Source organism: Nitratireductor aquibiodomus NL21 = JCM 21793 (genome assembly GCF_000615975.1).
GTDB lineage: Bacteria > Pseudomonadota > Alphaproteobacteria > Rhizobiales > Rhizobiaceae > Nitratireductor > Nitratireductor aquibiodomus.
The window spans coordinates 1-26,971 of record NZ_BAMP01000061.1 but is presented as its reverse complement, the minus strand read 5'-3'; the positions used below and the strand labels follow the sequence as shown (position 1 = coordinate 26,971).

Genomic DNA, 26,971 nt, shown 5'->3' with positions numbered 1-26,971 from the left:
GGCTCTATTTCCGCTTCCCACTGAGCTTGCGGATGGTTGAGGATATGCTGGCCGCCCGCGGCATCATCGTCTCGCATCAGACAGTCCGGCTACGGGCGGAGAAGTTCGGTCGCGTCTTTGCCAACGACATCCGCAGACGCACGGCCGGCTCGGCGACAAATGGTACCTCGACGAGGTCGTTATTTCGATCCGAGGCAAGAGGCATTGGCTGTGGCGCGCCGCCGATCAGGATGGTTTCGTCCTTGATGTTCTGGTCCAGAGCCGCCGCAACGCCAAGGCGGCCAAGCGCCTGATGCGCAAGCTATTGAAGGGCCAAGGCCGTGCGCCACAGGTGATGATCACCGACAAACTCCGCTCCTACGACGCCACCAAACGCGAGATGATGCCAGGTGTTGAACACCGTTCCCACAAAGGCTTGAACAACCGGGCGGAGAGTTCCCATCAGCCAATCCTACGACGCGAGCGGATCATGGAGCGCTTCAAGTCGAGGCGGCATCTACAACGCTTCGTCTCCATCCACGATCCGATTGCCAGCCTGTTTCACATCCCACGCCACGACATCTCCTCCAGCCATCATCGCCAACTGCGCGCGGCGGCTATGAACATATGGAAGCAAATCGCTCAAGCATGAAACATATGAACAAACGCCGCCCACTATTGCCTTGCGATCGTTAAGTTTACGATGCCTGGAGTAGTGGTAACTCGCCATTCCAAATGGTGCCTTTGCAGTCCGATATCCGGAAATCCCGCAAGGATCGCCATCAATGGGTCGGGTTGCGGTCAGTACAGATCGGCGGCAGCCAAGCCGACCGGGAGTGGCAGAGCGAGGCTTATCGCGCAGGCATAAATCGGATCATTGTCAAAGCCACTGAAATCTTCCTCGACATCGCCCGCAGCGCGGGCGGTGTCCCATTCTCGAATACAATCTGACCCGGCATCAGAACTTGATGCCGGTATTTTCGCCTTCGGCGGCCGCCTCACCGCCGAAGCTGGCACCATCCTGGATCATGACTTCACTCTGTACCAGGTGTTTGTAGAGTGTTTGCGGATCATGGAGCCGGAAGATCAGGCGATCCCGTTCGGTGTCATTCGCATCAAGGGTCAGCGTCACCCCGGAAGGACATTTTGATCTCATTTCCAGAACGTTTCGCTCCGCTTCAAACGGTGCCGGTTGCCCCCGATACGTTCTGGATTTCCATTCCGTCGCCGCGCCATTCTCATCGCGCCACGCCAGCAACTGCGCATGGGAACCGTAGGAGGCAACGCATTTTGAATCTGCGTTGCCCATGTCGAACCATGCCTGGCTGCGCTGATCGGTAACGTCGGCCGGCCCATATTTCTCCCGCGCCTGGGAAAATATCTGGGCAGGAGATACCGTTCCTTTGTCGATGTCGACCAGACGAACCGCGCCAACAATCACCTTCTCGGCGGAGGGTGGCTCATCGTGAATGACAATCACCTCACGGCCGTCCTTCGATTCATAGGCGACACCGGAGGAGAACGGGTCGAGATTTCCCGCCGCCGCCCGGACCGACCATTTGCGGTCGGCGATGAGGACGCGCCCGACATCCATGTGGTCGCGGATGATCCTGTCGGCCTCATCGAAGGACATTCCAAGGCGCAGCCCGACCACATCCTTGCCATAGGGCTCGCTGGGCGGAGCCACCGTAATGCGTTCGACGGGTTCCAGTAGAGAAGCATCGGGACCGGAAGGCATGTCCACCAGCGGGATGTTGGCGACGACCTTACCGGTTTTGCGTTCCACCAGCTCCATCGACACTGCGCGGAGATCGAAGAAATTGGTCTCCACAAGTTCGGGAGCGAAATTGCCCAGAGAGTCATGACGCTCCAGCAATTCCTGCCCCGCAATGAAGTCGTCCACCTGCATCAATGCTCGAGCAAAGGGGGACGGCCGCGCCTGCGTGCTTCGTTCGACGCCCGCGACCTGCACGTTGAGCCGTGGGCGCGCTCTTGTCTGGCCTGCCCGAGCGGTAATCTCCGGTTGAATTTCGGCGACCTTGTCGAAGAGATAGACATCGTCGAGTGCGAACACCGTTTCGCCGAAGATTCCGGACGTGATCAACTTCTCGGTTGCGCGACAATATCTATCGCGCGTCCCGGGAATCGTCCTTGCACACTCCACACGCGCCCCGACAGTGCCGTGATGCGCAAGAGCCCGAACACTGGTGCCCTTGCCTCGCCATTCGGCGGGCAGACTCTCGGCGCGCCCAACATACAAGACATCGCTCGGCAGTTGCGAAGCCTGACGAATATATTCGCAGGCGTTTTCAAGCATCTTCAACTTGTGCTCGGGATAGTCGTTGCGCATCTGGCTCACGCGGATAGCCGTTTCGCATTGCATCAACACACTATGCAGGTTGTTCGGATTGGTCAGTGTGCTGCCGAAACCCACAATCCGCGACTGTGCGGCCGGATCCAGATACGGCTCAAGGTAAAACGCTTGCGGAAGATTGGCGGCGCGCGCCTTCGACCAGTCGCGGAATGTCGGGAGAATGGCATCCAGCGCGTCTCCCTCCGGTTTCGCCTGACCTATCTCGAAGAAGCGCCCCCAAGCGAGTTGTGAGCTGATGTCGCGATTTCGGTTTTCGACTTCCCATCGCGCGAGAAGCATCCGTTTGAAATCGGCATCCGTCACGCTGTCCGGCAGATGCCGCAGGATCAGGAGGTCGCTCGTCTCGGCGTCGAGCGGCAGGGTTTCGGGTTTCGGAACCGATGGCAAATTGCCATCTCCGGCAGCGCTACCGCTGTCCTGCCGGTCATCGAATGCGATCATGCGTTCCTCGCCCTGATCGAGAAACATGACCCGCTTCATTACGACCTTCAGAACAACCGCCTTGACCGCGTCCGAACCCTCGTGCTCCTCGACGATGATCGGCGCCTCTTCCAGTTCCAGGACGATATGGCCGCGAAGCTCTCCTTCGTCTCTTGGCACGTTGTCCATCACCCCGCGTCTGCCACGGCTTTCTGATGCCGGCTCGTTCAATCCGCCCTCAAACCTCAATGGGGCGTTCGGATTGGCCTTGTTCAACTTCAGTGAAAGAACGACAGGGCTGAAACCGCGCTGCATTACCTGCACATTGCCGCCGCCGAGCGCGATGCGACCCGGCTCGATGGCATGGGGCGTACCCACCAGAAGGCCGGCAAGGCGATCTGGGTGATTTTGGCCACGATTGCGCCAGTTTCCGAACCGCGACATGTTCTGTTCGAGCGCATGCGCAATCAGGTCGACCGGTTTTTCGGGTTCGATGGTTTTCGTTCCGTCCTCCGCCTGTATTACCCAGGTGCTCACAGGCAGTATGATTTCCTTACTCACACCCGCCTGTCGGCGCCCGTCGAGAAATGCGCGGTAAAGGCGAATGTCGTCGCTATTGGGTTTGCGCCTTGGCTCTGCAAGCTCGGGGCGCAGGATATTGTTGGCCGGCAGGTTTCCAAGTCCCCATTCGGCCATATCCACATTCTCGAGGGTGACGCGTGACCGCATCAGCGGTTCCGCTAGATCCTGCGAATTGAGGAGATCGGGAAATGCATCCGACACGGCGGAGACAAGATATTCCGGGCCGTAAAGAGTGGCCGGGGTGCTTCGCCCACCTTCCCGGACCGCCTCAACTTCCGTATCTTCCAGCTTGTCTGGAACGATGCTGTAGAAGACGTCGCCAAGCACTTTGTCGCCAAAGCCGAAATCGATCCGCTCCGCCTTGTGCAACAGTTCGATGGTGAACGGACCCTTGTCCACCTCAAGCTGACGAATGTCCGTCAATTCGCCAAACACGGCCATATTGACCACACGATAGCGATCTTTGCGGTATTCGGCGATCCCTTCTATGAGGCGTTTGGCGGCCTCGGGCTCCATCGGTATGAATTTCGGATACTCCATTAAATCCGTATTGAACCGTGAATCTCCCGCAATTTCAGCGAGTCTGGAGGCCGAAGGATTCGTGAATCTCTGAATTCCCTTAACGGGAAACCCGCCACTCTCGAAATCGTATTCCCCAAGGCTCACTTCATAGAGCCGCACAACGGGAAGCGGCAGTTGAAGTTTGGATGCGGCGATCTTGGCGCGCAGAGCCGCTCGGATTTCCTGCAAAGCCGGGCCGCGCGTGAACTCATCCAACTTGTCCCTTTCGTGGAGAATCCGTTGCGCGTGAAACTTTGCCGCGCCTCCACGGCCACCCTGCATACGAAGTATGCTGGGGGACAGTTTGTCGAACTCGGCAAACAAGGGGAATGGCAATCCCAACTTGGCTTCGATCGCCGATCTTTCTGCCTCCGACAGGAAACTGTGGGCCACCGCGATTGCATATGCGTCGTTGTTTTCCTGGGACCGGCCCGGCAGATCGGGCTCGATCATTTGTGGCAGCGCAATCGGCAGATTGACGGTTGTCCATGGCACCCAGGGCAGGCTTGCGCCGGTCGCGTCAGTCTGCCTTTCTGGAAGGATGGCATACCCGTCGAGCGTCTCGAACCTATAGTCGGGAGTGATTTGGCTGGGAACCAGACCTGCGTTCACATCGACCGTCACCGGTCGCTTGGCAGCGCTTTCCTTTACAATTTCGCTCTCAGATTTCGGCGTGGTTTCAGCAGCCGCACTAAGTACTCCGGAAGCCGCAACCGCCTTGCACTCCCCAAGTGCCGCGCTGGAGCCCCTCAGCGAGAATTGCGCTGCGGGTCCGCTGCGAACGCGGACAGTGACAGAACTGCCGGCCTTGAGGGTCTCGACCAGCGTCTCGAAATGCTGCGCGCTCACCACCGCTGATGGATCACCGACGAAGACTGCATTGTCGCGGCTCAGCACAAGCGGGACGGTGCCTGGGTAGGCGTCCTCGAAACGCAACTCCACCAGAGTTCCGGCCTTTATGGGGGTGTCGCCGATCTGTAGCCTGATCGAGCTTCCCGGTGTGCCCGCACCTTCAACCCCGCATGTCAGGGTCAGAGTGTCCCCTGCGCCGTTCACGATGCCGGCCGTGTGAAAATCCTGACCACGCGTGGACGTCCAGCCCACATCCTTGTTGGCCTGGGGCTGCGCGACGGTTTCGGCGGCATTGCTTGGAGCCTTGTCGATCTGCGCACGCGCGGCCCGGTAGTCGCAATAGGAAAGGGTATCGCAGGAAAGATCGTTGGCATATCGTGTCGACTGCCCATCAATCTCGACGATAAAAGCTGAAGCAGCCAACCACCAGCCACCGTTACCGACACCTGGCTTATACGCATCGCACTGGTTGCCTAGATAAACCTTCGAACGATCCGGCAGGCTGACGACGGCGCCGTTGTCATTGCAGGCGACCGAGATGTTCGCGGGTTCATTATAGGCCGCAGCCTCCGGGGTGCTCGCGCCCCTCCTGGCTTCAACGGCCCGCACATCCAGAATCTCGGTTCCCGCCACGAGCGGATTTTCGCCGCGTGTGGCAACCTCCAGATACTGATCATCGTCGTTGTAGAAATAAAACTTGCACGGCGTGTCGCCGACGGGCGAACACGTGTCGACCTCGATATAACCCTGATCGAATATTTCGCGCGTAAAGTACACCAGATTGCCCGGATTGAGATTCTCCAAAGGCCACCAGCCCTGTTCCTGAAGAACGGACCGTGCCTTGCCATAAGGCATGTTCATCACATAGGGCACCGAAACATCGTCCGGCCTGGACGAAGCTGCGGCAAAGCCATTCGACGATCCTTGCTCGCCGGCCCCGTAAAGAACGCTTTGAACCTTTCTGGAAAGGAAGAACCCGTTACCGTCGCGATTGGTGCATTTCAGGCCCTGTTTGGAGGACTCGCAGGTGAAACCGCCAAACTCTCCCGTCACACCATAATCTGCCTTGCTGTGCCCGTCCCTGCTCGTGCTTGTCGGCGTGCACAAGACCTCGACCCGACCATATTCGCGCATCGTGAACGTATGGCCCCAATCGGAAGCGCAGCCGTCCGGGCGCGGCAGGGCGAAGGAGCCGGAGCGCTCTATGATCGTGCAGGTGATGTCCGACTGGACACCCGCGCCCTGGCCCACCGTACACTGGATGTTCTCTGAAGGGGTCTCAAAGGTCCAGACATCCGCTCGAACGGGCGTTGCCGACAGCGCGAGAACGAGGCCGGCCAATAGCATGCCCGCCTTTCGGTGTGGGTGCTTTTGATTCGAGTGTTCCATAGTGATTTTTCCCCAGTAATTTGGCTGGCTCGTCCGCATCCATTCATTCGCCGTCGACACCGGCGCTCTCTTCCCAGATCTCCGCGATCCCCCGGCTATAGCCAGTGATTTCAACATACGCGTGAATCGGGTTGACGAAGCCGTCCTGATCTCCCAGCTTGTCGTCTTCCAGTCGTCTGAGCTGCCGCCAGCAATGCGGGCGTTCTCCTCGGTGTGCACCGTCTGCATGTCGGCCAGCGAGGGCGTTGAGACAAGCTCGTTTGCGGCAGACACTCCTCCAAGGAACCGCATGCCGGAGGTGATGGCGGCACGGAACGGAGCGACCGGCCACCATTCTTCAGAAATGGCCGAGCGGTTGGTCCAGGAGCCGTTTGTCCTCATTCCATCATCTCCGTTCGAAGGAGGAGAAACTGCGTTTCATAGGGACCGACCCTGACGCGGGTATCGAGATTGTAGTGCGGCCACGCGCCCATGACGCCCATCACATATTCGTCGGCATACAATGGCGCATGGCCGCCTATGACCTCGTGACCCAGGTCGACTGAAAGCCAGTCGGCAAACTCCGTGACGTATTTGCATTCCGACACGAACAACCGCCATGCCGAACGTACCGGCGCTTCCTGTGCCAGGGCTGCCATCGGCGCGGTGGCCAGAAGCAGGACGATCAGCACCTTTGACACAATAGACGCCAACGGAAGCACCACCGAAATCGGTGTTCTCTCCCCATGCCTCAGCGGCTGCCCGACTCCAGTCGGTACTGTCGATGCTCGCATGAACCGGATGGACGGCCTGGCCGCCGGCAGGCGTTGCTTTTCACTGGCCGCCGACAAGGAACTCCTCCTCGAATACCAGGTCCGTGCCTCGGACATCCACCGTACCGATTATCTTTCCGAGATACCCATCGTGATATTTGGTCTCACCGCTTGCGAAGCCCTTGAGCCTGAAGCCGGTTGCGCCTTCACCTGTCAGGTGGCCAACGAGTTTGTCGATCTTCCAGGATGCGCTGACCCATTCCCCCGGCTCAAAACCCGCCAATCGCGGATTCTCGATATCGAATTGCGCTTCGCCGGACATCGTGCCATCAGGGTTCAGTGCAAGACGCAGCTGACCGGAAATCACTTTCCCGTTGACGTTACCACCTTTCGCATCAAGGAAATCATCCGCGTTCATTACGGCTTGGTCTTGCTCGAACAGGAGTGAATCCGAATTCAGCACCAGATCGGATTGCTTGCGATTGTAACGCGCACGACTTGCCGGGTCGCTCAATCCCCAGTCGAAGCCCGTCAGGGTTACACGGTAGGTCTTGCCCAGCGCATCTCCGGGCAAAGTCTGTTTCTTGAACAGATAACCCATCAGTCTGACATCATCCGCCGTGTGCTGATGAAACCTGGTCGGTCGGGTGACATCTGGCTGTGTAGGATCGAGAAACAGGTCGACGTAACTCATCCTGACATCCGACTTCCCGGAAATAGGCGCATAGCCGCCCGCCGATAATTTCCCCTTGGCCCCCGAACGTCCGATCTCCGTCGCCAGATCCTCGTACCAGCTAATGCTTGGATCCTGCTGAACCAGCGTGAAATTCTCCGCGTGCTCGGATGCCCACAACCTTCCGGTTTCCCGCTGGAAACACACGTCGGTGAGTTCAAATTCGCGGGTTGTATGATGCCGTGGTTCGTCGTGCCTGTAGCTGTAGTGTGCGATTGCGATTCCGCGCTCATAATCGCAGCTTTCCAGCCGGTGATGGACCACACCGTTCTCCTCGGTGCGGATCGTCTGTAGATCGGCCATGGCTGCTCCGAAAGGCATCAGAAGCTGCGCGAAGAACACGGCCAGAACCAACTGTGCAACCGGTGCACAGATACGCGATCCGTTCCGCGGAGCGCTCCCGATCAGGGAGACGCGGATTGTTCGGCAAAACCGTTCAAAAATGACCATGGTGCCCGCCCACCGAAATTATTGTTGCCTGACGCTCTTTGAGAGCAGGTCAAGCCAAGCACATGCAAAAGCACGAATCCAGACTTTCGCCGACAATTCCCGGAAAGCGCGGGTTGTTTCTGGAAATTTCCTGGAAAAATACTATAAAAACAATCTCGTATTGTATGGGGAATTGGGCATTTGAACGGTTTTGCAATACGGTTGACCGACTTGATACAAGATCGTGGCATCACGTCTGACGAGCAGTTGGCGCGGCGAGCCATGGGTTGTCAAAGGCCGGGCGCGCGGCGGATCAATGTGCATGCCAGAACGATCAACAACTGGCGGAACGGTCGCAGCAGACCGCGCACCCTTGAAGACCCACGCCTTGTGCTCGTCCTGAAAGCGCTGGCACCTTCGCAAGAGGAAATGTCCACGCTTACTCAAAGTTTCGAGAATGCCGGGACTGAAACCGGACAGATTGAGCAGGAGCGATTTCTGCCGAGACACACACGCCGAGGACATCAAAAGCTGTTGCTGGCGGCAGTCATCCTTATCGCTCTTTCCAGCTTGGTCGTCTTCTCGGCATACAGCCTCGTTCCGGAGCGGCCCGACTATCTGGCAGAGATACCGCCTCAGCAATTACGCCTTTCAAAGGAAGGATTCGTCCTCCCCCATTCCAACGAGCAGTTCATACGCCAATCCGAACTGGAAGTGCTGTCGGGATGGGAGCTCTATGTCGCAAGAAACGAAATTTTCGCCCGCCACGGCCGACCCTTTGTCGAATCTTCATCGGGCTGCCTGCAGAAACATTTCGACAGGTGGACGAAGTCAGCCGGAAATCAAACCGGCTGGTACGTCAAACGGTCCGGAACGCCTCTTGCCACCGACCTCGAATATCAAAACGCTGCATCCATCCGCGACTATGAGTGCGGGGTCCGAGGCGGACAATACACTTGCAACGGCAAGCTGAACCCGTGTCGTTGAAATGTTGCATCGCTTGGAGCGGCATTGAATACGCGTGGCCGTATACCCTTCCGAGCGAAGGGTGAAATTCCCTTTGATGACTTAGACCGCGTTGGAGCGCACACCGGTGTGCAAACGACAACCAACAAAGGGGTTGGTAGCGAAAACCCGTTCCTCAACCATCCTGCGACATAGCAACATGTAGATATGTCGGTACTCGCGGGACATCTCCATTAAGCTCCCATTTTCGGGATGAAGGAAATGTCCATGAGCAAGGATCAACGCGAGATCGCGCGCAAGCTTCGCATTCTTCAGCACGCTGATGACACCGGTCACGTTGCGAAGACGTGTCGATATTTTGGTGTCGGCCGCAGCAGCTTCTATCGATGGCGCGAGGCTTACCGGAAACACGGCGAGGCGGGCCTGTTGAATCGGCCACCAATCCCGAAGCGGCATGCCAATCGCACTCCGCTTGAGATCGAGGAGAAGATTCATCATCTTCGCAGCAAGTATCACCTCGGCCCAAGGCGGATCGTCTGGTGTTTGGCGCGCTATAATGGGATCAGGGTCTCAGACGCAACGGTTTCGCGGACGCTCAGGCGCAACGGCGTTAACCGGCTTCCACGCGGCACTCGCCTGCGAAAAGTCCGTACCAAACGATATAACAAGCAGGTTCCCGGACATCACATCCAAATGGACGTCGAGTTCCTGACTTTCAGAGGAAAACAAGGAGAGAAAATCCGTCGCTTCCAGTTCACAGCGATCGATGACGCAACGCGGGTGCGGGCTCTCAAGATCTACGAGAAACACACCCAGGCCAGTGCCATCGACTTTGTCGACCACATCATCGAGACCTTTCCGTTTCGTATTCGCGAAATTCGTACCGATAACGCCCTATATTGGGAAGACTTGGCTGCTTAGGTCAGAATGTCTGCGTGCGCGATGATCTCGGAGGGGAAACGATGGCGCTTTTAACTGGCAGATGCGGCTTCATAGCCATCAGCCAATCTCGCAAACACCTGCCTCGTGGTTAACGTTACAAGCCCAGAAAATCAGAAGCGTTCCAGTCTCTCATGGCTGGATGCCGTCCACCGGCGCGGTGTGATATTGTGCCTTGAGTCTGGTCATATCACCCGCATACCACGCCATCCCATATGATACCGCCGCGCCATTGGCATGGATCACGCGCTCAATATTCGTGACTGCCGCGCCGCAGGGCTGTGACAGCACTTGCGAAAGCATCTCGTCGGCCAGCGAGGAGCCAATCACCACGTCGCCCGAGCGCCATGGCAGATAATCAATCAGCCAGTCCCCAGGGGGCGTCGTCTCGAAGTCCACCGACCGTGCTTCGGGCAGAAGATTGAGGTTGATTATCCGTTCTTCATAACAATAGATTCTGTCGCCGATATGATGACGACAACGGATTGCAAGCACGTCATGTCGGTCATCGGCCTGTGTGCGCAGCTGCGCGCAATCCGTGTCCGCCGCTGTTCGCTCTACTTGACCAAGAAACTCATATCGGTAGTTGAGACCCGCCTGTTCCGCGACACTTGCAGGGTCTAGGATCTGCAGGATGATCGAATGCGCGATGGGGCGCCTGACGAAACTGCCGGCGCGCTTGCGCGTCTCGATCAGCCCCTTTTGCGCCAGGAGCATCAGCACCTTGGAAACGGTGATGCGTGAGCAGGCGTAGTGCTCGCTAAGCTCCTTCTCGGTCGGGATGCGATAGCCGGTGTGCCACTGCCCAGAAAGGATGCGAGTTTCCAGATCTGTCTGGATCTTCTCATGCAGCGTGACGCGTCGCACCGCTCCGTTCTTCGCTCGCCTCGTCGACGTGTTTTCCAGCTTGCCCATGCCCCAGCCTTAATTCCACCGTTGGGCCTTGTCGAGTGCGCAAGAGCGTCTCTTCGCAATAATGCATATGCATATTGCGAAAACCGCGTTTCGAGTCTAACGTCAAACCGGAGACAGGATCAGAGGACGTTGTCGGAAACGGTGAGGGGCGATACCGGCTCGACATTGTTGCTCTAAAGGCAGACTGCCGAAACGGCGGCCGCCAAGCAGCGACGACGCTCAACTGGATGACCGGGAATTTGCGGCAGACCGGACCGGCTCTGCCGACGATATCTATTTGCCTGACATATCGGGCAGCTTGAATGAGGGGAGTGAATACATGCCTATCGATCTGAAAAAAGCACTTGGCGCGACGGCTCTGGCCACCGCCATTCTGGCCGGAGCTGGCAGCGCCATGGCGGCAGACCTGCGCGTCAACATCGCAGCCGATCCGTCCATGATCGACCCGATCACCTATTCAGAGCTGATCGCCGGTCAGGTGATCTCGAACATGTATGAAAGCTTCACAGCCATCGATGCGGACGGACAGGTGATCCCCGCGCTGGCGGAAAGCTGGGAACCGCTGGAAGGCAATCTCGGCTTCCGCTTCAAGCTGCGTGAAGGCGTGAAATTCCATTCCGGCCGCGAATTCACGGCAGAAGATGTGAAGTTCTCCTTTGAAGAGCTTCTGCGCCCCGGCAACAAGGCGGGCCTCAACGCGCCCTATCTGGATGTCGTGGTCGGCGCAGATGCCATGAAGGATGGAAGCGCCGACACGCTTTCCGGCGTCACCGTGGTGGACGATTACACGGTTGAAGTGGCCTTCACGCGACCCGACGTGCTGTTTCCGATCTATCCGATCTACCTGTTTGACAGCGGTATTGTCGAAGAGGCCGGCCCTGAATGGTACAACAAGGTTTCCGCTGGAACGGGCGCTTTCAAGTTTGAGAACTGGAGCCGCGGCCAGAAGGTCGAGCTGGCGGCCCATGCCGATTACTGGGGTGGCGCGCCCGCCATTGATGGTGTCGAGTTCGCGGTGATCCCCTCGCCGGAAACGGCCATGGCTATGTTCGAGACCGGCGATCTGGACGTGATGGTCGTGGACGGACCGAGCATGCGCCGCGTGCTGGGCAATCCCGAGCTGAAGGAGCGCGCCATCACGGCGGCGCGCGCGCAGGTTCGCTACCTTGCCATGAATTCCGATCTCTATGAGCCCTTCAAGGACAAGCGGGTGCGCGAGGCCGTCTGCCGCTCGCTCGATCAGGACGCGATGATCGCCGGCCTTTACAGCGGGGCAGCCAAGCCGCTCTACGGCCAAGTGACGGAAGGCGTGGCAGGCTACAATCCGGACCTGCCCAAGATCGAATACGATCCGGAAAAGGCCAAGGCGCTTCTCGCCGAGGCCGGCTATCCGAATGGCGATGGCCTGCCGCCGATCAAGCTGAGCACGACCGAGCCCAACAAGAACCAGCACCTCTATTTCGCAAGCCAGCTTCAGGAAATCCTGAACATGCCGGTTGATGTCGAGCTGGTGGAACGCGGCACGCATCTGAAGTCGATCAACTCGGGGCAGACGCCGTTCTTCGCCTGGGGCTGGAGCGCGGGCTATCCTGACGGCCTCTATTTCCTTTCGCAGCTCTGGTACTCCGACAGCCCCTATAACCGTGGCTGGAAGAATGCCGAGTTCGACGCGCTGATCGACAAGGCCTCGATGACGGCGGACAACAAGGAACGCTACGCGATCTACCATGAAGCCGAAGGCATGCTGATGGACGACTGGGGCACCTGCCCGCTTCCGGTCTCCACCCTGATGGCGACGGTGCGCGACGGCGTTTCCGGTGTCGCCATCCAGCCTTCGGCCTAGTGCCGTTCGCGGATGTAACCATCGCGGAATAGGTTGATGCTGCATTACGCAACGCGGCGTCTTCTGGGGCTGACGCTGGTCTGGGCCGTGGCTCTGATCGTTACATTCTTTGCGGTCAGGGCCGTTCCCGGCGACCCCATCATGGTCATGCTGTCCGACCATGCCGGAGATGCCGCACTGGAAGCGCGCCTGCGCGCAGATTACGGACTGGATCGGCCATTGCCGGTCCAGTTTCTTGCCTATATCGGCGACGTACTGAACGGCACGTTCGGTCTTTCGTATCGCTATGTCGGGTCGACGGTGATCGACGTCATTCGCGACGGCATGACGATCACGCCGCTTCTGGCGCTTTCCGCGCTTTTCATCGCCGTGCCGCTGGGCCTGTTCTTCGGCGTGTTTGCCGCCGTGCGCGCGGGAAGCTGGGCCGACACCGGCATCATCCTGCTGCTCGTCACCTTCATCTCCATTCCTTCATTCGCGCTGGCTGCACTTCTGGTCTGGATGCTTTCCCTCAAACTGGCGCTGCTGCCGGTCGCCGGCTGGGGCTCGCCCGCGCAGCTCGTTCTGCCAGTCACGGTTCTGGTCGTTGGCCCGATGGCGGTGATCGCCCGCCTCACCCGCACCTATATGCTCGAAGTGCTCGACCGCGATTTCGTGCGCACCGCGCGCGCCAAGGGCGTTCGTGAAAACCGCGTGATCTGGCGGCATGCTCTCGGCAACACGATGGTGCCCATCGTCACGTCCATCGGCCTCATTTTCGGTGGTCTCCTGTCGGGTGCGTTCGTGGTGGAAACGGTCTTCAACATTCCCGGTCTCGGCCGCATCGCCATCGATAGCGTGCTTGCGCGCGACTACCCGGTCACCATGTCCATCGTCCTTCTGTTCACGGTCTTCTATTCGCTGATCAATCTCTGCGTAGACCTCATCTATGCTTGGCTCGATCCACGCATCCGTTTCGACGAGGCCTCCGCATGACGCTTGAGACAGCGAAAGCCGATACGCTGAACGCGCCAGCACCGAGGCGGGGCCTCTCCGATTTTCAGATCCGCTTTCTGCGCTCGCGCAATGCGATGATCGGCAGCATCATTGTGACGCTCGTCACCATCGTGGCGCTTCTCGCTCCCTGGATCACACCCCATGACCCGACAAAAGTGTCGATCATGGCGACATGGCTGCCGCCCGGCGGCGAACATCTTCTCGGGACCGACGCACTTGGCCGCGACGTTCTAAGCCGGCTCATCATGGGCGCCCGCGTCTCGCTGACGGTCGCGCTCTCGGTTCTCGCAATCACCATGACGTTCGGCACGCTTCTGGGCATGGTCGCTGCGTGGTATCGCGGGCATGTCGACAATGTCCTGATGCGCTTCGTCGACATCATCTTCGCGTTTCCGGAACTCATCATCGCCATCATCGTGGCGGCGGCCATGGGGCCTGGCACATTCACGGTGATCGTCGCCCTGGCGCTCGTCTGGTGGCCTGGCATTGCGCGCATGGCGCGCGCCCTTGTCCTATCGCTGCGTGAAGAACCCTTCGTCGAGGCCGGCATTGCCTGCGGCACGCCCACATGGCGGATCATGTGGCGGCATCTCCTGCCCAACATCGTGTCGCCGATGATCGTGCGCGCCTCTCTCGGCGTCGGCATGATCATCATGGCGGAGGCAACGATGTCGTTTCTCGGCATCGGCGTTCAGGAGCCCTACCCCACATGGGGCGGCATGATCCGCGACGGGCTGCCCAACCTGCGCACCGATCCGCATCTGGCGCTTTCCGCCTCGGTTGCGCTTGGCATCACCATGATCGGCTTCAACCTGCTGGGCGATGGCCTGCGCGATGTGCTTGACCCGAAAAGCAGGGGGCGTTGATGAAACTTCTGGATATCAGCGGGCTCAGCGTTTCGTTCAACACGCTGCGCGGCCCTGTCGAAGTGCTGAAAGACGTCTCTTTCGATGTGATGCCCGGCGAAGTCGTGGGCGTTGTCGGCGAAAGCGGCTCGGGCAAATCCGTGACCTCGCTGGCGATTATGGGGCTGCTCGGCCATTCCGGCAAAATCACCTCCGGCAATATCGCGCTTTCCGGCACCGAACTGACCACGCTTTCTGGAGAAGAGCTGCGCGCCCTGCGCGGGCCTGAAATGGCGATGATCTTTCAGGAGCCGGGCACCAGCCTGAACCCCGTGCAACGGGTCGGCGACCAAATTGTCGAGGCGATGACGGAACATGCCTTCTGCCTCCGGCAGAGGCACGCCGCCGCGCCGTGGAACTGATGGACCGCGTGGGCATTCCCGCACCTGACCTGCGGGCGCGCGACTATCCGCACCAGCTCTCCGGCGGCATGAAGCAGCGCATCATGATCGCCATTGCGCTTGCCTGCCGCCCGAAACTTCTGATGGCAGACGAACCGACAACGGCGCTGGATGTGACCATTCAGGCGCAGATCCTCAATCTCATTCTGGATCTAAAGGGCGAATTCGGCATGGGCGTGATGCTCATCACCCATGACATGGGCGTGGTGGCCCAGATCGCCGACCGCGTGGTGGTGATGTATGGCGGGCAGGTGGTGGAGCGCTCGGAGGGTGACGCGCTGTTCACCCGGTCCGCGCACCCCTATTCCCGGCTCCTCCTGCGGTCGATCCCCTCTGCATCGCAGCGGCAGGACGACCTTCCCATCATCAAGGGCACCATGCCAGCGGCGGGACGCTTTCCGGATGGCTGCCGGTTCCACGAGCGCTGCCCGATGGCGGTAGCAGCCTGCGCCCTGTCCGTTCCTCCGTTGACGGAAACAGGACCGGCGCATTTCGCTCGCTGTTTCCGCACCGAGGCGATTGACGAGCTGGAGGCACTGGCATGACTGCGCCATTGTTGAAACTGGAGAATATCTCCAAGCGCTTCCGGGTGGGCAACAAGGAACTGGCAGCGGTGAGCGACGTCTCGCTCGATGTGGCGGCAGGCGAAACGCTCGGCATCGTCGGCGAGAGCGGCTGCGGCAAGTCCACGCTTGGCCGCATGATCCTGCGGCTGACGGACCCGAGCGACGGCGCAATCGTTTTCGACGGCCGTGACATCACCCGGCTTAGCAAGCGCGCCATGCGTCCGCTCCGCCGCGATATCCAGATCGTCTTCCAGGATCCCTACGCCTCTCTCAACCCGCGTATGAAGGTGGGCGAGATCGTTGCGGAACCGCTGGTGAATATCGGCATGAAACGCGCCGAGATCGCCGCCCGTGTTGCCGAGGTTCTGAAGGTCGTGGGACTGCCGGCGGAAAGCGCCGACCGCTATCCGCATGCCTTCTCCGGCGGTCAGCGCCAGCGCATCGGCATTGCGCGGGCGCTTGCCGTAAAGCCGCGCCTGATCGTCTGCGATGAAGCGGTTTCGGCGCTCGACGTGTCGGTGCAGGCGCAGGTTCTGACCCTGCTGCGCGACATTCAGCGCGAGACCGGGGTGACCTTCGTCTTCATCTCGCACAATCTCGGTGTCGTGCGCTTTCTGTGCCACCGCATCGCGGTTCTCTATCTGGGCCGCGTGGTCGAAATCGGCACCGAGGCGCAGCTCTTCGAGACGCCGCAACACCCTTATACGCAGGCGCTGCTCTCCGCCATTCCCGAGGCGGGCGCGGGGCGTCGCGGGCGCATTCCGGTGCCATCGGGCGAGATTCCAAACCCCATCAACCGCCGCCGGGTTGCCCGTTTCACCTGCGCTGTCCGCGTGTTCAGAACAAATGCCGCAGCGAAATACCCACGCTTGCCACAGATACGAACGGACAGGCCGTGGCGTGCCACTTTCCCGGGCCGAATGCGGAAAGCCCGCATCGAGCACCGGAAGACAAAAGAATGACTGAAGGAGAAGCGCGATGAAGGGCCGTTGGCTTGAAGATCTGACCTGGAGCGAAGCGGCGGAATGGCGCGACCGCGATGCGCTGGTTCTGGTGCCGATTGGCGCCGCAGCAAAAGAGCATGGCCATGCGCTGCCGCTTTGCACCGACTATCTGCTCGCCCGTGGCCTGACCGACGGTGTGCTCGAGCAGCTGCCCATTCTGGCAGCGCCCGTCATGTCGTTTGGATACTACCCGGCGTTCCGCCACTATCCCGGCAGCCAGCACATCCGCCCGGAAACATTCTCCATGCTGATCGACGATGTTCTGAGCGGTTTTCTCGCACAGGGCTTCCGCAATCTCGCAATTCTGAACACCGGTGTTTCGACGACGCCTGTCGTGCAGGTGGCCGTGCGCGAATTCTACGAGCGCACCGGAACCCGCGTCGCGCTTGCAAACATTCTGGCGCTCGGCCATGACGCCGAACACCTGATGACCCAGAAGCTCGGCGGACACGGCGACGAGCATGAGACCTCGCTGATCCTCGCGCTCGATGAAAGCCGCGTCCGCAAGGACAAGCTCGTCTGCGACTATGGAAACCAGCTCGACGCGCCCAAGACCGTGTTCTACTGGCCGACCACCTTCAACGGCGACCCGGAAAGCGGCGTCGACTATTCGGCCACGGGCATTCGCGGCGACGCAACACTTGCGACGAAGGAAAAGGGCGAGGCGAGCCTCAAGGCAAGCGTTTCCGATGTTGTCGATGGGCTTCGCGCGCTCTTCCCGGACGCCGTGGGCAAACCCGGAGACGCTTCATGACGCGATTGAACCTGGCGGATGATGGCGACTGGCTGACACCCAAGGAAACGGCAGAGCGCCTTGCCGAATTGACCGCCAGTGGCGATGTCGCGCCGGACTATTATGGTGTCGGCGGGCCGGTCACCGAACTGGAAAACGCCGTCGCCGCGATGTTCGGCAAGGAAGCGGCGGTCATGTATCCGACGGGCACACTGGCAAACATGCTGGCCGCGCGCGAGCTTGCCGCCGCCAAGCGCGGACCGCGGCTGGTCGTGCAGCGCGACAGCCATGTGTTCAACGATGCAGGGGACAACTTCACCCACGGCATCGGTGTCACCACGGTGCCTCTGGTTTCGGAAGGCCCGAACTTCACAGCAGAGCAGCTGCGCGCCGAGATCGCGCGCACGGCCAGTGCCCGTGTGCCGGCCAGCATTGTGGGCGTGATGGTGGAAACGCCCAGCCGTCGACACGCCAATCGCCTGTTCGATCCCATTGCTCTGGCAGAGATCGTTGCCTTGGCAAAGGCCGAAGGCATCCCCCTGATCCTTGATGCAGCCAGAATTTTTATCGAAGCGGCCTGGACGGACCGACAGGTTGCTGAAATCACAGCCCCATTCGACTATGTATATCTATCGCTTTACAAGTACCTAGACGCCCCTTTTGGGGCAGTTCTCGCGGGGCCTACGGCGGAACTTCATGGGCAACATCACGAGCGCCGGCGTTTTGGCGGCGGCCTTTTCCAGATGTGGCCTGCGGCGCTTCTGGCAAACAATGCGCTAACCCGGCAGCAGGAGAACTGGACCAACATACGAAAGGCAGGCACTGCCGTACTAGACGGCCTTTCCGCGCTTGGCGTGGAAACAAAAAGACTCGATAATGACACGAATGTCATCCGCATCACCTGCAATCCCGATCATGCAGAAGCGGCGAAGCGCGCCACAGCTATGAACGTAAAACTGCCCCCTCCATCGGGAGGTGGATATATTCTCAAAATGAACGAAAGCTGGTTGAAAACCCACCCTCAGACCATCGCCAACACCATCGCATCTCTGACACGATAGATATGCCGGCTCGCGCCGGGCGTTCAGCACGGAACGGCACCGTGTACCCGCTCTTGGAAATCCAGGATGCGCAGCTGTGCCCCGCAGGTCTAATTTTCGACGCTCCAGGACTCATCCGATCCCGTCATGCACCCGGCACATCGTGCCGGGTGCATGACGTCCTTCATATGATGAAAATTTGCATCATACCTCAAGGTGCAGATCATCGACGGTAATGAGAAATCATATCAAGAACATCTGATCTTTTGATTTTATACAATCACAGCGCCTACCAGCCCCTGTTGACTCTGTGATGAATTATTGCATTATCGATGTATGATTACATCGCACCAAACCGACCTGCTCGCCAAATCCCCATCTCAGGAGGTGCTTCGCGGCGTTCTCGAAGCCTCAAGCGAGGCTTGCTGGTGTATGGAATTCGGCATCCCTGTGGATGTAACCGCGCCTGATAGCGAAGTCGTGCGGCAGGTGTTCGAAAACGATCCCTACTGGAGCTTCGCCAATCCCGCGATGGCGCAGCTTTACCTTCTTCCATCCGATCACACGCTGACCGATCGTCCGGTCGCCGAGATATTCCCACGCAACCCGCAGAACGAAGAATTCGTTCTCAATCTCATCGCGAACGGCTTCGAAGTCGACGCGGCGCCAGCCCGCGACACCCGATACGACAATGTGCAGATCGAGGTGGAGAACGATGTCCGCGCCCATATCGAAGGTGGTCGACTTCTGAGGATGTTCGGGAATGTGCGTGATGTGGGCAAGCACCGGCGGCGGGAGGCGGCACTGGCGCATCAGCTGAGGCTTGCTCAGACGGTTCTCGGATTTCTGCCGATGCCGGTACTCGCTCTCGGAGATACGGGCAACATTCTCTTTGCGAATGCGGCGGCAACCCGCCTCCTCGGCGCGAGCGAGGCCGATCTTCTTGGCCGGGAGTACGCCCCCGTTCTGAACGGCGGGCCGCGTGACCGCAGAGCCCTGGTCGCGGCAATCGACAACGTCATCGCAGCGCCCTTTCCGACACCCCAGGACATCCACGTGGATGGCGAAGAGCACCTCTGGACGATCACCAACAGCCCCGCCGACGATGCGATTGCAGTGATCGTCAGCGCCGCCCCGAACCGGCCGGAGGTATAGTCTTGGCTCAACTTCCTGACATCGATCGCCTTGATACGGTTCTGCGCCTGAGTGACGACGGTTACATCATGCTTGATGCGCAGAGCCGCATCGCCGACATGAACGACGAGGCGGCTCGCATGCTGGCCGTGCAGCCTGGGGCGCTCATCGGCCAAACGATATCCAGCGTGAACATCGCCCTGGGATCGTGGCGCACACTCCTTGAAGCCGTTCAAAAGGGTGTCCGCACAGATATCAATCTTGTGGTGGCTTCAGGCAGGCGCGTTCTGGTCAGCCTGCGCCGCAGACCTCACACCGATCATATCGCGCTGATAAAACTGTGCGATCTGGAGAACTTCGATTACCGCCGCCAGATGTCCGAGGGCGACACCACGCCCCGACCGAGCGGCTTTCTGGCCGGAAACAAGACGCGCCCCGATTTTGAGGCCCAGCGTCGTCTGTGCTCTACACTCCACAAGGTGCTGTCGCGCGGGGAGCGCGCAATGCAGCGCGGCGCGCGCGTGCTGATTACCGGTGAATCGGGTGTCGGCAAATCGGAGATAGCACGCTTCCTTCATGGCGGGGTTGCACGCGGCAGCGACGCCTTCATCTCCATCAATTGCGCGATGATCTCTCCACACGAGCTCGATCGCATGCTGTTCGGATCCAATGACGGGGAAGACAGCGCGTTCTTCAGGGCTGCTGGCGGAACGCTGTTTCTCGACGAGGTGGCGGAATTGTCTCTCAGCGCGCAGGCCCGTCTGGTCGGCCATCTGGAAGACAACACACTCGATTTTCATCGCGGCGCGGGCGCAGTACAGATCGGCCCTCGCCTCATCACGGCGACCAACAGGGATTTGCAGGAACTGGTACAGGCGGGAAAATTCCGCGCCGATCTCTATTACCGGTTGGCCGTCATCCGTCTCGCCGTCCCGCCCTTGCGGGACATGCCGGAGCTGATCGAGCACCTGATTCAGCGCTTTCTTCTCACCATCAATCGTCGCCGGAAGGAGCCGGTCGCCTTTCCCGATCGGCTCCTGCGTATCCTTGAGGACTACAGCTTTCCGGGCAACATCCGCGAGCTTCTGAACATCGTGCAGCGCGGCGCCATCTTCACCGAAGATGCCGACGACATGGCGGAATTGACGACAGAACTGCTCACGCTGGATCCGGTCCCGCCGGATCGCGATGTGCCGAATACGGGAACGTTCGATCTGAAGACGGAGGTGCGCCGCTTCGAGCGAGCGCTGATCGACCGCGCCATCCAGGCACATGGGAGCAAACGCAAGGCAGCCAAGGCACTTGGCGTGGACATCGGAACCATAAGCCGGAAAACGGCGGACGATACCCCAGCCTGAAAAACAATAACGTGGAGGAGAACAATGACTTACAGGAAACTGCCTTCGGCAACGCTTGCCGTTATCATGGCCACATCCGTCGCAACGTCGGCATTTTCACAGGACTTGAACATTCTGACTTGGGAAGGCTATGCCGATCCCAGCTTCATCGATCAGTTTCAGAAAGAATCGGGCTGCACCGTCAACGCGACTTATGTCGGTTCGAATGACGACTTCGCCCCCAAGCTTGCAGCAGGCGGTGGCGTCTACGATCTGATTTCGCCCTCCATCGATGTTTCCGGCTGATTATCGACGCCGGCTTTGTCGAACCCATCGACACGTCACGAATAGAAGCCTGGGAAGGCATCTATGAGAAGTTTCGCAAGGAGCCGGGCATCAACCGCGACGGCGTCATCTATGGCATGCCCTATTCCTGGGGCGCGATCGCTTTCATGTATCGCAACGATGCTTTCGATACGCCTCCCACCTCCATTGCCGAACTTTTCGATGAGAAACATGCAGGCAAGGTCGCACTGTGGGACGACAAGTCGGCGATCTATGTTGCCGCGCGCCTGAATGGCGACATGGACATCTACAATCTGAGCGACGAACAGATCGCCGCAGCCAAGGCCAGACTTGTCGAGCAAAAACCGCTTGTTCGCAAATACTGGGCGACGGCCGGCGAGCTTGTCGATCTCTTCGCGGGCGGCGAGGTGTACATATCCAACACCTGGGCGGGCTATCAGTCTTCGCTTCTTGCCGAAAAGGACATTCAGGTCACCGAATTCATTCCCGAGGAGAACGCCGAAGGCTGGATGGACAGCTGGATGATCGTGAAGGGTCGCGCATCCGATTGCGCTTACAAATTCCTGAACATGCAGATCACCGAGCTCGGCCAGTGCGGGGTCGCCAATGTAAATGGCTACTCGGCCGCCAACAAGGAAGCCGCGCGCGCCTGCATGAGCGACGAGCAGTTCATCGCCTTGCATCAGGACGATCCCGATTACCTCGACAGCCTGCTGCTCTGGAAGCCGCTGGGCGAACGGACCGAGGCCTACACGAATGCCTGGAACGCAGTGAAGGCGCAGTGATGGGCCTGCACGACGAGAATCTGAGGCCCGGCGCACGGGTCTCAGCGGTGCCCGTGAGCAAGATCATGGCCGAGGCCGAGCCCGTCATCCAGTTGAAGGGCATCAGCAAACACTACGGCAGCGTTGTCGGGGTCGATCATGTCGATCTGTCCGTGAGGAACGGTGAATTCCTCACCCTGCTCGGCCCTTCCGGATGTGGCAAATCCACCCTCCTGCGGATGATCGGCGGCTTCGAGACACCGACGGGCGGCACCGTGCATCTGGCTGGCGAAGACATCACCGGCCTTCCTCCGCAGCGGCGCGACGTGAACATGATGTTTCAGGACTATGCGCTCTTTCCCCATATGAGCGTCGGGCAGAACATCGCCTATGGCCTGTTGATGAAAGGCATCAGAGGCACGGCCGCGCAGGACAGGGTACGCGAAGCCCTCCGCCTCGTCGGGCTGGAAGACAAGATCGACCAGCGTCCCCATCAACTCTCCGGCGGCCAGCGCCAGCGAATAGCACTCGCCCGCGCAATCGTTCGTGAACCCAAGGTGCTGCTGCTGGACGAGCCGCTGTCTGCCCTTGATGCCAAACTGCGCGAACAGATGCAGGTGGAGCTCAAGCACATGCAGGAGCGGTTGGGCATCACCTTCATCATGGTCACGCATGACCAATCCGAGGCACTGGTCATGTCCGATCGCATCGTTGTCATGCAGGCCGGCAACATCGCTCAGGACGGCACACCGGAAGACCTCTATGAGAGGCCGGCATCGCCCTATGTGGCAAACTTCATCGGCACGACCAACTTTCTCTCCGCCAAGCTCCTGTCGCAGGAAGGCACGCTGGCGGTTGTCGAAGTGGCGGGCCAGAAAATCACCATATCCAACGCGCCCGTTCATCTGACCGGCAATACGCTTCAGATCGGAGTCCGTCCTGAAAAGGCGCGGATCGTCGCCGATGGTTCAGCGCCCGGCGACAATCTGCTGCGCGGCCGCGTGAAAGAGAACATCTATCTGGGCCTTGGGTTGCGAACGGTCACCGAACTTGCAGATGGCAGCCTGATTTCAACTGACACCATGTTGCCGCGCGGCATCGCAAGCCACAAACATGCGCGTCCGGGAGATGAGGTGGTCATTTCCCTGGAGCCGCACAACATATTTCTGTTCGAGGCGGGAAGTTAGCATCATGCGCCACCGCCTCTTCGACAAAACGTCCCGCACACTCATCATGGGGATACCGATCCTGTGGATCGTTCTCTTCATGCTCCTGCCGTACGGCGTACTCCTGACCTACAGTTTCTGGCTCAAGAAGTATCCGCTGTTCGTTCCGGCGTTTCAGTTCGGCAACTACGTTACGCTGTTCACCGATCCGCAATACATGCAGGTTCTCCTGCGCACGTTGAAGATCGCGGCGCTCGTCTCCGGAGCATCCCTGCTTCTTGCCTATCCCTTCGCCTATTTCATCGTGTTCCGGTTGCAAAGCGCCCGATGGAGAACCGTTCTCTTCATGGCGGTCATTGCACCACTCTGGGTTTCATACCTGCTGCGTGCGTATGTCTGGAAAACCATTCTGGGAACAGAAGGGATCCTGAACACGGCCCTCATCGGGCTTGGCATCGTGGATGCGCCCGTCGATGCGTTCCTCTACAGCCAGTTCGCGATGGTCATCACACTGACTTACATATTCATCCCTTTCATGGTGATGCCAATCTACGCAGCGCTTGAAAAGATTCCGCGCAACCTCGACGAAGCCTCCGCCGACCTCGGCATGAGCGCGATCCAGACTTTCTTTCGCGTGACGGTGCCCCTGTCTATGCCCGGCATCGTTGCAGGCTTCACGATGACTTTCTGCCTGAGTTTCGGCGATTTCATCGCTCCTTTCCTGGTTGGCGGGCCGGATGGATTGATGGTCGCAAATGTCATCACTTCACAGTTCGGGTCTGCTCTCAACTGGCCGCTCGGCTCGGCGCTTGCCGTGGTGATGCTGATCCTCGTTCTGGCGATAATCTCGGTTTCCGACTGGATAGAACAGTCCGGCCAGGTGGAGCTTTGAAATGAACGCTGTCGCCATGACACCGCCCCGCGCCGGCAAGGCTCGCTCAACAAGATGGATCGCCGACGGTGCGTTCATGACCTTCGTGTGCGCCCTGATGGCCTTTCTCTACCTGCCCATCGCCGTTCTGATCGTCTTCAGCTTCAACGACTCCCGGACGCTGACCTGGCCCCTCTCCGGATTCACACTGGACTGGTACGTCAAGCTTTTTTCCAACACAGCCCTTCTGGAGGCACTCGGCAACAGTCTTTACGTGGCAAGCTGCGCAACGGTGCTGACATTGATGGTCGGCATTCCCGCCGCCATTGCGCTCGACCGCCACCAGTTTCCCGGAAAAGCAGTGTTTCGGCGGCTGCTTCTTTTGCCGATCGCCCTGCCGGGCATCGTCACCGGCATCTCCATGCTGAACATGTTCCGCATTTTCGGCTTCGGCCTCAGCCTCGAAACGGTCATTCTCGGCCATGCCACCGCATTGCTCGCGGTCGTGGTAACGCAGATTTTCGCACGATTGCAGCGTGTGCCGAAGTCGTATGGCGAAGCTTCGTCCGACCTTGGCGCCAACGGTTTGCAGACCTTCTGGTACGTCACATTGCCGAACATCAAAACGGCGATCATCGGCGCCGGACTGTTGTCCTTTGTGTTGTCGTTCGACGAAATCCCGGTCACGTTCTTCCTGACAGGGCGCGACAACACGCTGCCGATGTACATCTACTCCACCATGCGACGCGGCATCACGCCTGAGATCAACGCCATTGGCACATTGATCGTTCTGGCCTCCGCATTGCTGATCCTGGCTTCGGTTCTCGTCCTGCGGGACAGGTCTCAACGAAGCTGACCATTTCCAACAGAAAACCGAAATGAGGGAGGATACTCATGAACAGACACGTAAACGTATCCACACTGCCCACAAGGGGCTTGCTTATCAATGGCGCATGGGAGGACGGATCGGCCGGGACTTTCGAGGTCCGCAATCCACACGACCGTTCGGTTCTTCATCAGGTCGGCAACTGTTCGCTCGACGATGTCGATCGCGCCGTTGCCGCAGCGAAGGCCGCACAACCTGCTTGGGCCGCGATTTCCAATGTGGGCCGCGCAAAGATCATGCGCAACATTCACAGGCTTTTCCTCGAACGTGCCGAACCCATTGCACAGATGATTACGGCCGAGATTGGCAAAACCATCACGGATGCGCGGGAAGAAGTCTTTGAGTATTCGGCTCCGTCCTGGGGCAAGGCCGCCGAGGAAATCCTGCGCCATCGCGGCCTTTCCTTCCCGTCCACCCAGGAGCAGACAAACAACAAGAGGCTGGTGATGAACCATCGGCCCCTCGGTGTCGTCTCGGTCATAACCCCCTACAATTTCCCCACCGACATTTCCTCGATCGCTCTTGCGCATATCATTGCGGCCGGCAACACCGTGATCTGGAAACCCTCGGAGTACTCCGCCGTCTGCTGCGCGATGCTGGCCGATCTGATGAAAGAAGCAGGGCTGCCCGATGGCGTGCTCAACGTGGTGCAAGGCAAGGGCGATGTCGGAAATGCGCTCGTGGAGCACAGCGATGTGAAAGGCGTGTTCTTCACCGGGTCCACGCGCACGGGCCGCGGCATTGCCGAGAAATGCGCTCTGCGCCCGCACCTTCTTGAACTGGGAGGTGATGGCCCCTTCATCATTCTGGAAGACGCGGATATCGATGCCGCCGTCGATGGCGCCATCAATGGCTGTTTCTATTATTCCGGCCAGGTCTGCACCTCGGCGGAACGCCTGCTCGTTCACGAGGCCGTCTACGACGAATTCGTCGAGAAATTCCGCGCCAAGGCCCGGAAGCTGAAGATCGGCGACCCTTCGAACGAAGACACCGAGATGGGACCGCTATGCAACGAAGATACCCTTTCGCGGGTGAAGTCGCATGTGGATGACGCGCGCGCAAAAGGCGCGGAGATCGAGCAGATTGGCAAGGAAGAAGGTCTTTATTTCCCTGCGACGATCCTCACCAATGTCACGACCGACATGAAGATCATGCAGGAAGAGACTTTTGGCCCCGTCGCTCCGATCATGAAGATCAGGGATGCCGAAGAAGCCATTGAAATCGCCAATTCGACAGGCCTCGGTCTGATCGCATCACTTTGGACGCGTGACCTTGCCACGGCCTGGCGCGTTGGTGAGGCGTTGCCGCATGGCTCGGTCAACATCAACGAGACCAGCAACTACTGGGATCAGCTCGCCCCCTTCGGAGGAACGGGAAACAGCGGCGTTGGCCGCGAACTCTCGCAATGGTTCCTTCAGACCTTCACCGAACCCAAGCTTCTGGTTTTCGATCTTGGCGGTGATGCCAAATACAATCGCCGTGCGGAAGGAGGCTGGTAGCCTTCCATGATCTGCGGCCCGGCTGGTCCTGTATCAGCCGGGCAACAGCCGGGGTCAATGTCGGCATCATGCCGGCATGGGTTGTGATGCCCCTATGGGGAACGTGGTTTATCGTGAGCTTCCGAAACGGCCCAAAGCCGTTTCGCCTGTGGTTGCATGGCGCGAATCCTATTTAAAGGAAAGCTCTTTTGGCTGAACGCGGACATCGTAGATCTCTTCCGCCGGCAACGGCAGGAGCCGGTTCGCCATCTCCGGCTTCAGCGCCTCGTGGCGCGCAACCTCACCGGGCGACTTGTCTTTTTTCGCGCCGAGCATCACGAACTCTTCGCGCACATGGCCGGGCTTGATCGTCGCTTTCGCAGTGCGATCGCGATAACCGAAACGGAACACGTAAGGCCCCCGGGGGGCCGAAATCACGCCCCTGCCGCCAGTGGAGCGGTCGACCGTCAGGCGGCCATCGGTCAGCGCACGCGTCACCGCTTCCAGCGCATCGCGGCCTCCAGGACCAGAAAAGCCGTCAGGATGGTGATCTCCCGCCGCTCAACGGGCCCATCCGACAGGAGCAGGGAAGCCACCTGCATTGCATTCAATCCATGTACCACGCCTACGGGAGAACCGGCGTCATACCC

At 59.3% G+C, this 26,971-nt stretch carries 20 protein-coding genes and 4 pseudogenes; 19 read left to right on the top strand and 5 right to left on the bottom strand.

The genetic code is table 11. The annotated features are described in order from the left end of the window. A pseudogene (locus JCM21793_RS26430) lies at positions 1–631 on the top strand (IS6 family transposase); the annotation flags it as partial. Between the two features lie 306 nt (positions 632–937). On the opposite strand, the gene JCM21793_RS29285 reads toward JCM21793_RS26430, so the two are convergent. From JCM21793_RS29285 to JCM21793_RS15765, 3 genes are all read right to left on the bottom strand, one after another. Beyond that, a complete protein-coding gene (locus JCM21793_RS29285) occupies positions 938–6,115 on the bottom strand; it encodes a YfjT/YkfB family phage-associated protein (RefSeq protein ID WP_025030974.1) in 5,178 nt (1,725 codons plus the stop codon). A gap of 419 nt (positions 6,116–6,534) precedes the next feature. After that, positions 6,535–6,837 (bottom strand): hypothetical protein, encoded by a 303-nt coding sequence (locus tag JCM21793_RS15770; protein ID WP_025030973.1) that lies wholly within the window; start codon positions 6,835–6,837, stop codon positions 6,535–6,537. A 133-nt stretch (positions 6,838–6,970) separates the two neighbouring features. After that, positions 6,971–8,092 (bottom strand): hypothetical protein, encoded by a 1,122-nt coding sequence (locus tag JCM21793_RS15765; RefSeq protein ID WP_025030972.1) that lies wholly within the window; start codon positions 8,090–8,092, stop codon positions 6,971–6,973. Between the two features lie 180 nt (positions 8,093–8,272). Between JCM21793_RS15765 and JCM21793_RS15760 the strand changes: the two genes are divergently transcribed. Together JCM21793_RS15760 and JCM21793_RS28825 are read left to right on the top strand one after the other, a co-directional pair. Next, positions 8,273–9,058 (top strand): YARHG domain-containing protein, encoded by a 786-nt coding sequence (locus JCM21793_RS15760; RefSeq protein WP_155983461.1) that lies wholly within the window; start codon positions 8,273–8,275, stop codon positions 9,056–9,058. Between the two features lie 246 nt (positions 9,059–9,304). Then, positions 9,305–9,928: pseudogene (locus tag JCM21793_RS28825) on the top strand (helix-turn-helix domain-containing protein); the annotation flags it as partial. 180 nt (positions 9,929–10,108) lie between these two features. Here the strand turns inward: JCM21793_RS28825 and JCM21793_RS15745 are convergent. Then, complete coding sequence (locus JCM21793_RS15745; RefSeq protein WP_025030968.1) at positions 10,109–10,891, bottom strand: UTRA domain-containing protein; 783 nt, start codon at positions 10,889–10,891, stop codon at positions 10,109–10,111. Positions 10,892–11,210: 319 nt separating this feature from the next. On the opposite strand from JCM21793_RS15745, the gene JCM21793_RS26415 reads away from it, so the two are divergent. The 16 genes and pseudogenes from JCM21793_RS26415 (at position 11,211) to JCM21793_RS15675 (ending at position 26,342) form a co-directional block, all read left to right on the top strand. Continuing rightward, positions 11,211–12,734 carry an ABC transporter substrate-binding protein gene (locus tag JCM21793_RS26415; protein WP_244439801.1) on the top strand — a complete coding sequence of 508 codons (1,524 nt, stop codon included), beginning with the start codon at positions 11,211–11,213 and terminating at the stop codon, positions 12,732–12,734. A 36-nt stretch (positions 12,735–12,770) separates the two neighbouring features. Beyond that, positions 12,771–13,709: an ABC transporter permease gene (locus JCM21793_RS15735; RefSeq protein ID WP_025030967.1), complete on the top strand. Its 939-nt coding sequence runs from the start codon at positions 12,771–12,773 to the stop codon at positions 13,707–13,709. Further along, positions 13,706–14,596 carry an ABC transporter permease gene (locus tag JCM21793_RS15730; protein WP_025030966.1) on the top strand — a complete coding sequence of 297 codons (891 nt, stop codon included), beginning with the start codon at positions 13,706–13,708 and terminating at the stop codon, positions 14,594–14,596. Before JCM21793_RS15735 ends, JCM21793_RS15730 begins: the two co-directional genes overlap by 4 nt. Next, positions 14,596–15,080 (top strand): annotated as a pseudogene (locus tag JCM21793_RS30470) (ATP-binding cassette domain-containing protein); the annotation flags it as partial. The gene JCM21793_RS15730 and the pseudogene JCM21793_RS30470, both read left to right, overlap by 1 nt. Further along, positions 15,066–15,581: an oligopeptide/dipeptide ABC transporter ATP-binding protein gene (locus JCM21793_RS30465; protein WP_370671657.1), complete on the top strand. Its 516-nt coding sequence runs from the start codon at positions 15,066–15,068 to the stop codon at positions 15,579–15,581. The pseudogene JCM21793_RS30470 and the gene JCM21793_RS30465, both read left to right, overlap by 15 nt. Then, positions 15,578–16,584, top strand: a pseudogene (locus JCM21793_RS26405) (ABC transporter ATP-binding protein). Before JCM21793_RS30465 ends, JCM21793_RS26405 begins: the two are co-directional and overlap by 4 nt. Continuing rightward, the gene (locus JCM21793_RS15715; protein ID WP_025030965.1) at positions 16,581–17,360 is read left to right on the top strand and encodes a creatininase family protein; all 780 of its coding nucleotides are present in this window, start codon (positions 16,581–16,583) and stop codon (positions 17,358–17,360) included. The pseudogene JCM21793_RS26405 and the gene JCM21793_RS15715 overlap by 4 nt, the downstream one beginning before the upstream one ends. Then, positions 17,357–18,400: a threonine aldolase family protein gene (locus JCM21793_RS28355; protein WP_025030964.1), complete on the top strand. Its 1,044-nt coding sequence runs from the start codon at positions 17,357–17,359 to the stop codon at positions 18,398–18,400. The genes JCM21793_RS15715 and JCM21793_RS28355 overlap by 4 nt, the downstream gene beginning before the upstream one ends. Positions 18,401–18,811: 411 nt before the next feature. Beyond that, positions 18,812–19,534, top strand: a complete 723-nt coding sequence (locus JCM21793_RS28350) for a PAS domain-containing protein (RefSeq protein ID WP_007009618.1) — start codon at positions 18,812–18,814, stop codon at positions 19,532–19,534. Between the two features lie 2 nt (positions 19,535–19,536). Then, a complete protein-coding gene (locus JCM21793_RS28345) occupies positions 19,537–20,871 on the top strand; it encodes a sigma 54-interacting transcriptional regulator (protein WP_007009617.1) in 1,335 nt (444 codons plus the stop codon). 24 nt (positions 20,872–20,895) lie between these two features. After that, on the top strand, positions 20,896–21,156 hold the full coding sequence (locus JCM21793_RS30460) for a type 2 periplasmic-binding domain-containing protein (RefSeq protein ID WP_244439798.1): 261 nt from the start codon (positions 20,896–20,898) through the stop codon (positions 21,154–21,156). Beyond that, positions 21,153–21,941 (top strand): extracellular solute-binding protein, encoded by a 789-nt coding sequence (locus tag JCM21793_RS26385; protein WP_306306766.1) that lies wholly within the window; start codon positions 21,153–21,155, stop codon positions 21,939–21,941. Before JCM21793_RS30460 ends, JCM21793_RS26385 begins: the two co-directional genes overlap by 4 nt. A 53-nt stretch (positions 21,942–21,994) precedes the next feature. Next, positions 21,995–23,107: an ABC transporter ATP-binding protein gene (locus JCM21793_RS15690; protein ID WP_244439797.1), complete on the top strand. Its 1,113-nt coding sequence runs from the start codon at positions 21,995–21,997 to the stop codon at positions 23,105–23,107. A gap of 4 nt (positions 23,108–23,111) precedes the next feature. Continuing rightward, the gene (locus tag JCM21793_RS15685) at positions 23,112–23,978 is read left to right on the top strand and encodes an ABC transporter permease (protein ID WP_025030960.1); all 867 of its coding nucleotides are present in this window, start codon (positions 23,112–23,114) and stop codon (positions 23,976–23,978) included. Between the two features lies 1 nt (position 23,979). Continuing rightward, complete coding sequence (locus JCM21793_RS15680; protein ID WP_007009613.1) at positions 23,980–24,813, top strand: ABC transporter permease; 834 nt, start codon at positions 23,980–23,982, stop codon at positions 24,811–24,813. A 38-nt stretch (positions 24,814–24,851) separates the two neighbouring features. Next, the gene (locus JCM21793_RS15675) at positions 24,852–26,342 is read left to right on the top strand and encodes an aldehyde dehydrogenase family protein (protein ID WP_025030959.1); all 1,491 of its coding nucleotides are present in this window, start codon (positions 24,852–24,854) and stop codon (positions 26,340–26,342) included. Between the two features lie 168 nt (positions 26,343–26,510). Here JCM21793_RS15675 and JCM21793_RS26380 read toward each other — a convergent pair whose 3' ends face one another. Further along, on the bottom strand, positions 26,511–26,819 hold the full coding sequence (locus JCM21793_RS26380) for a hypothetical protein (RefSeq protein WP_051556212.1): 309 nt from the start codon (positions 26,817–26,819) through the stop codon (positions 26,511–26,513). Between the last annotated feature and the right edge of the window lie 152 nt (positions 26,820–26,971).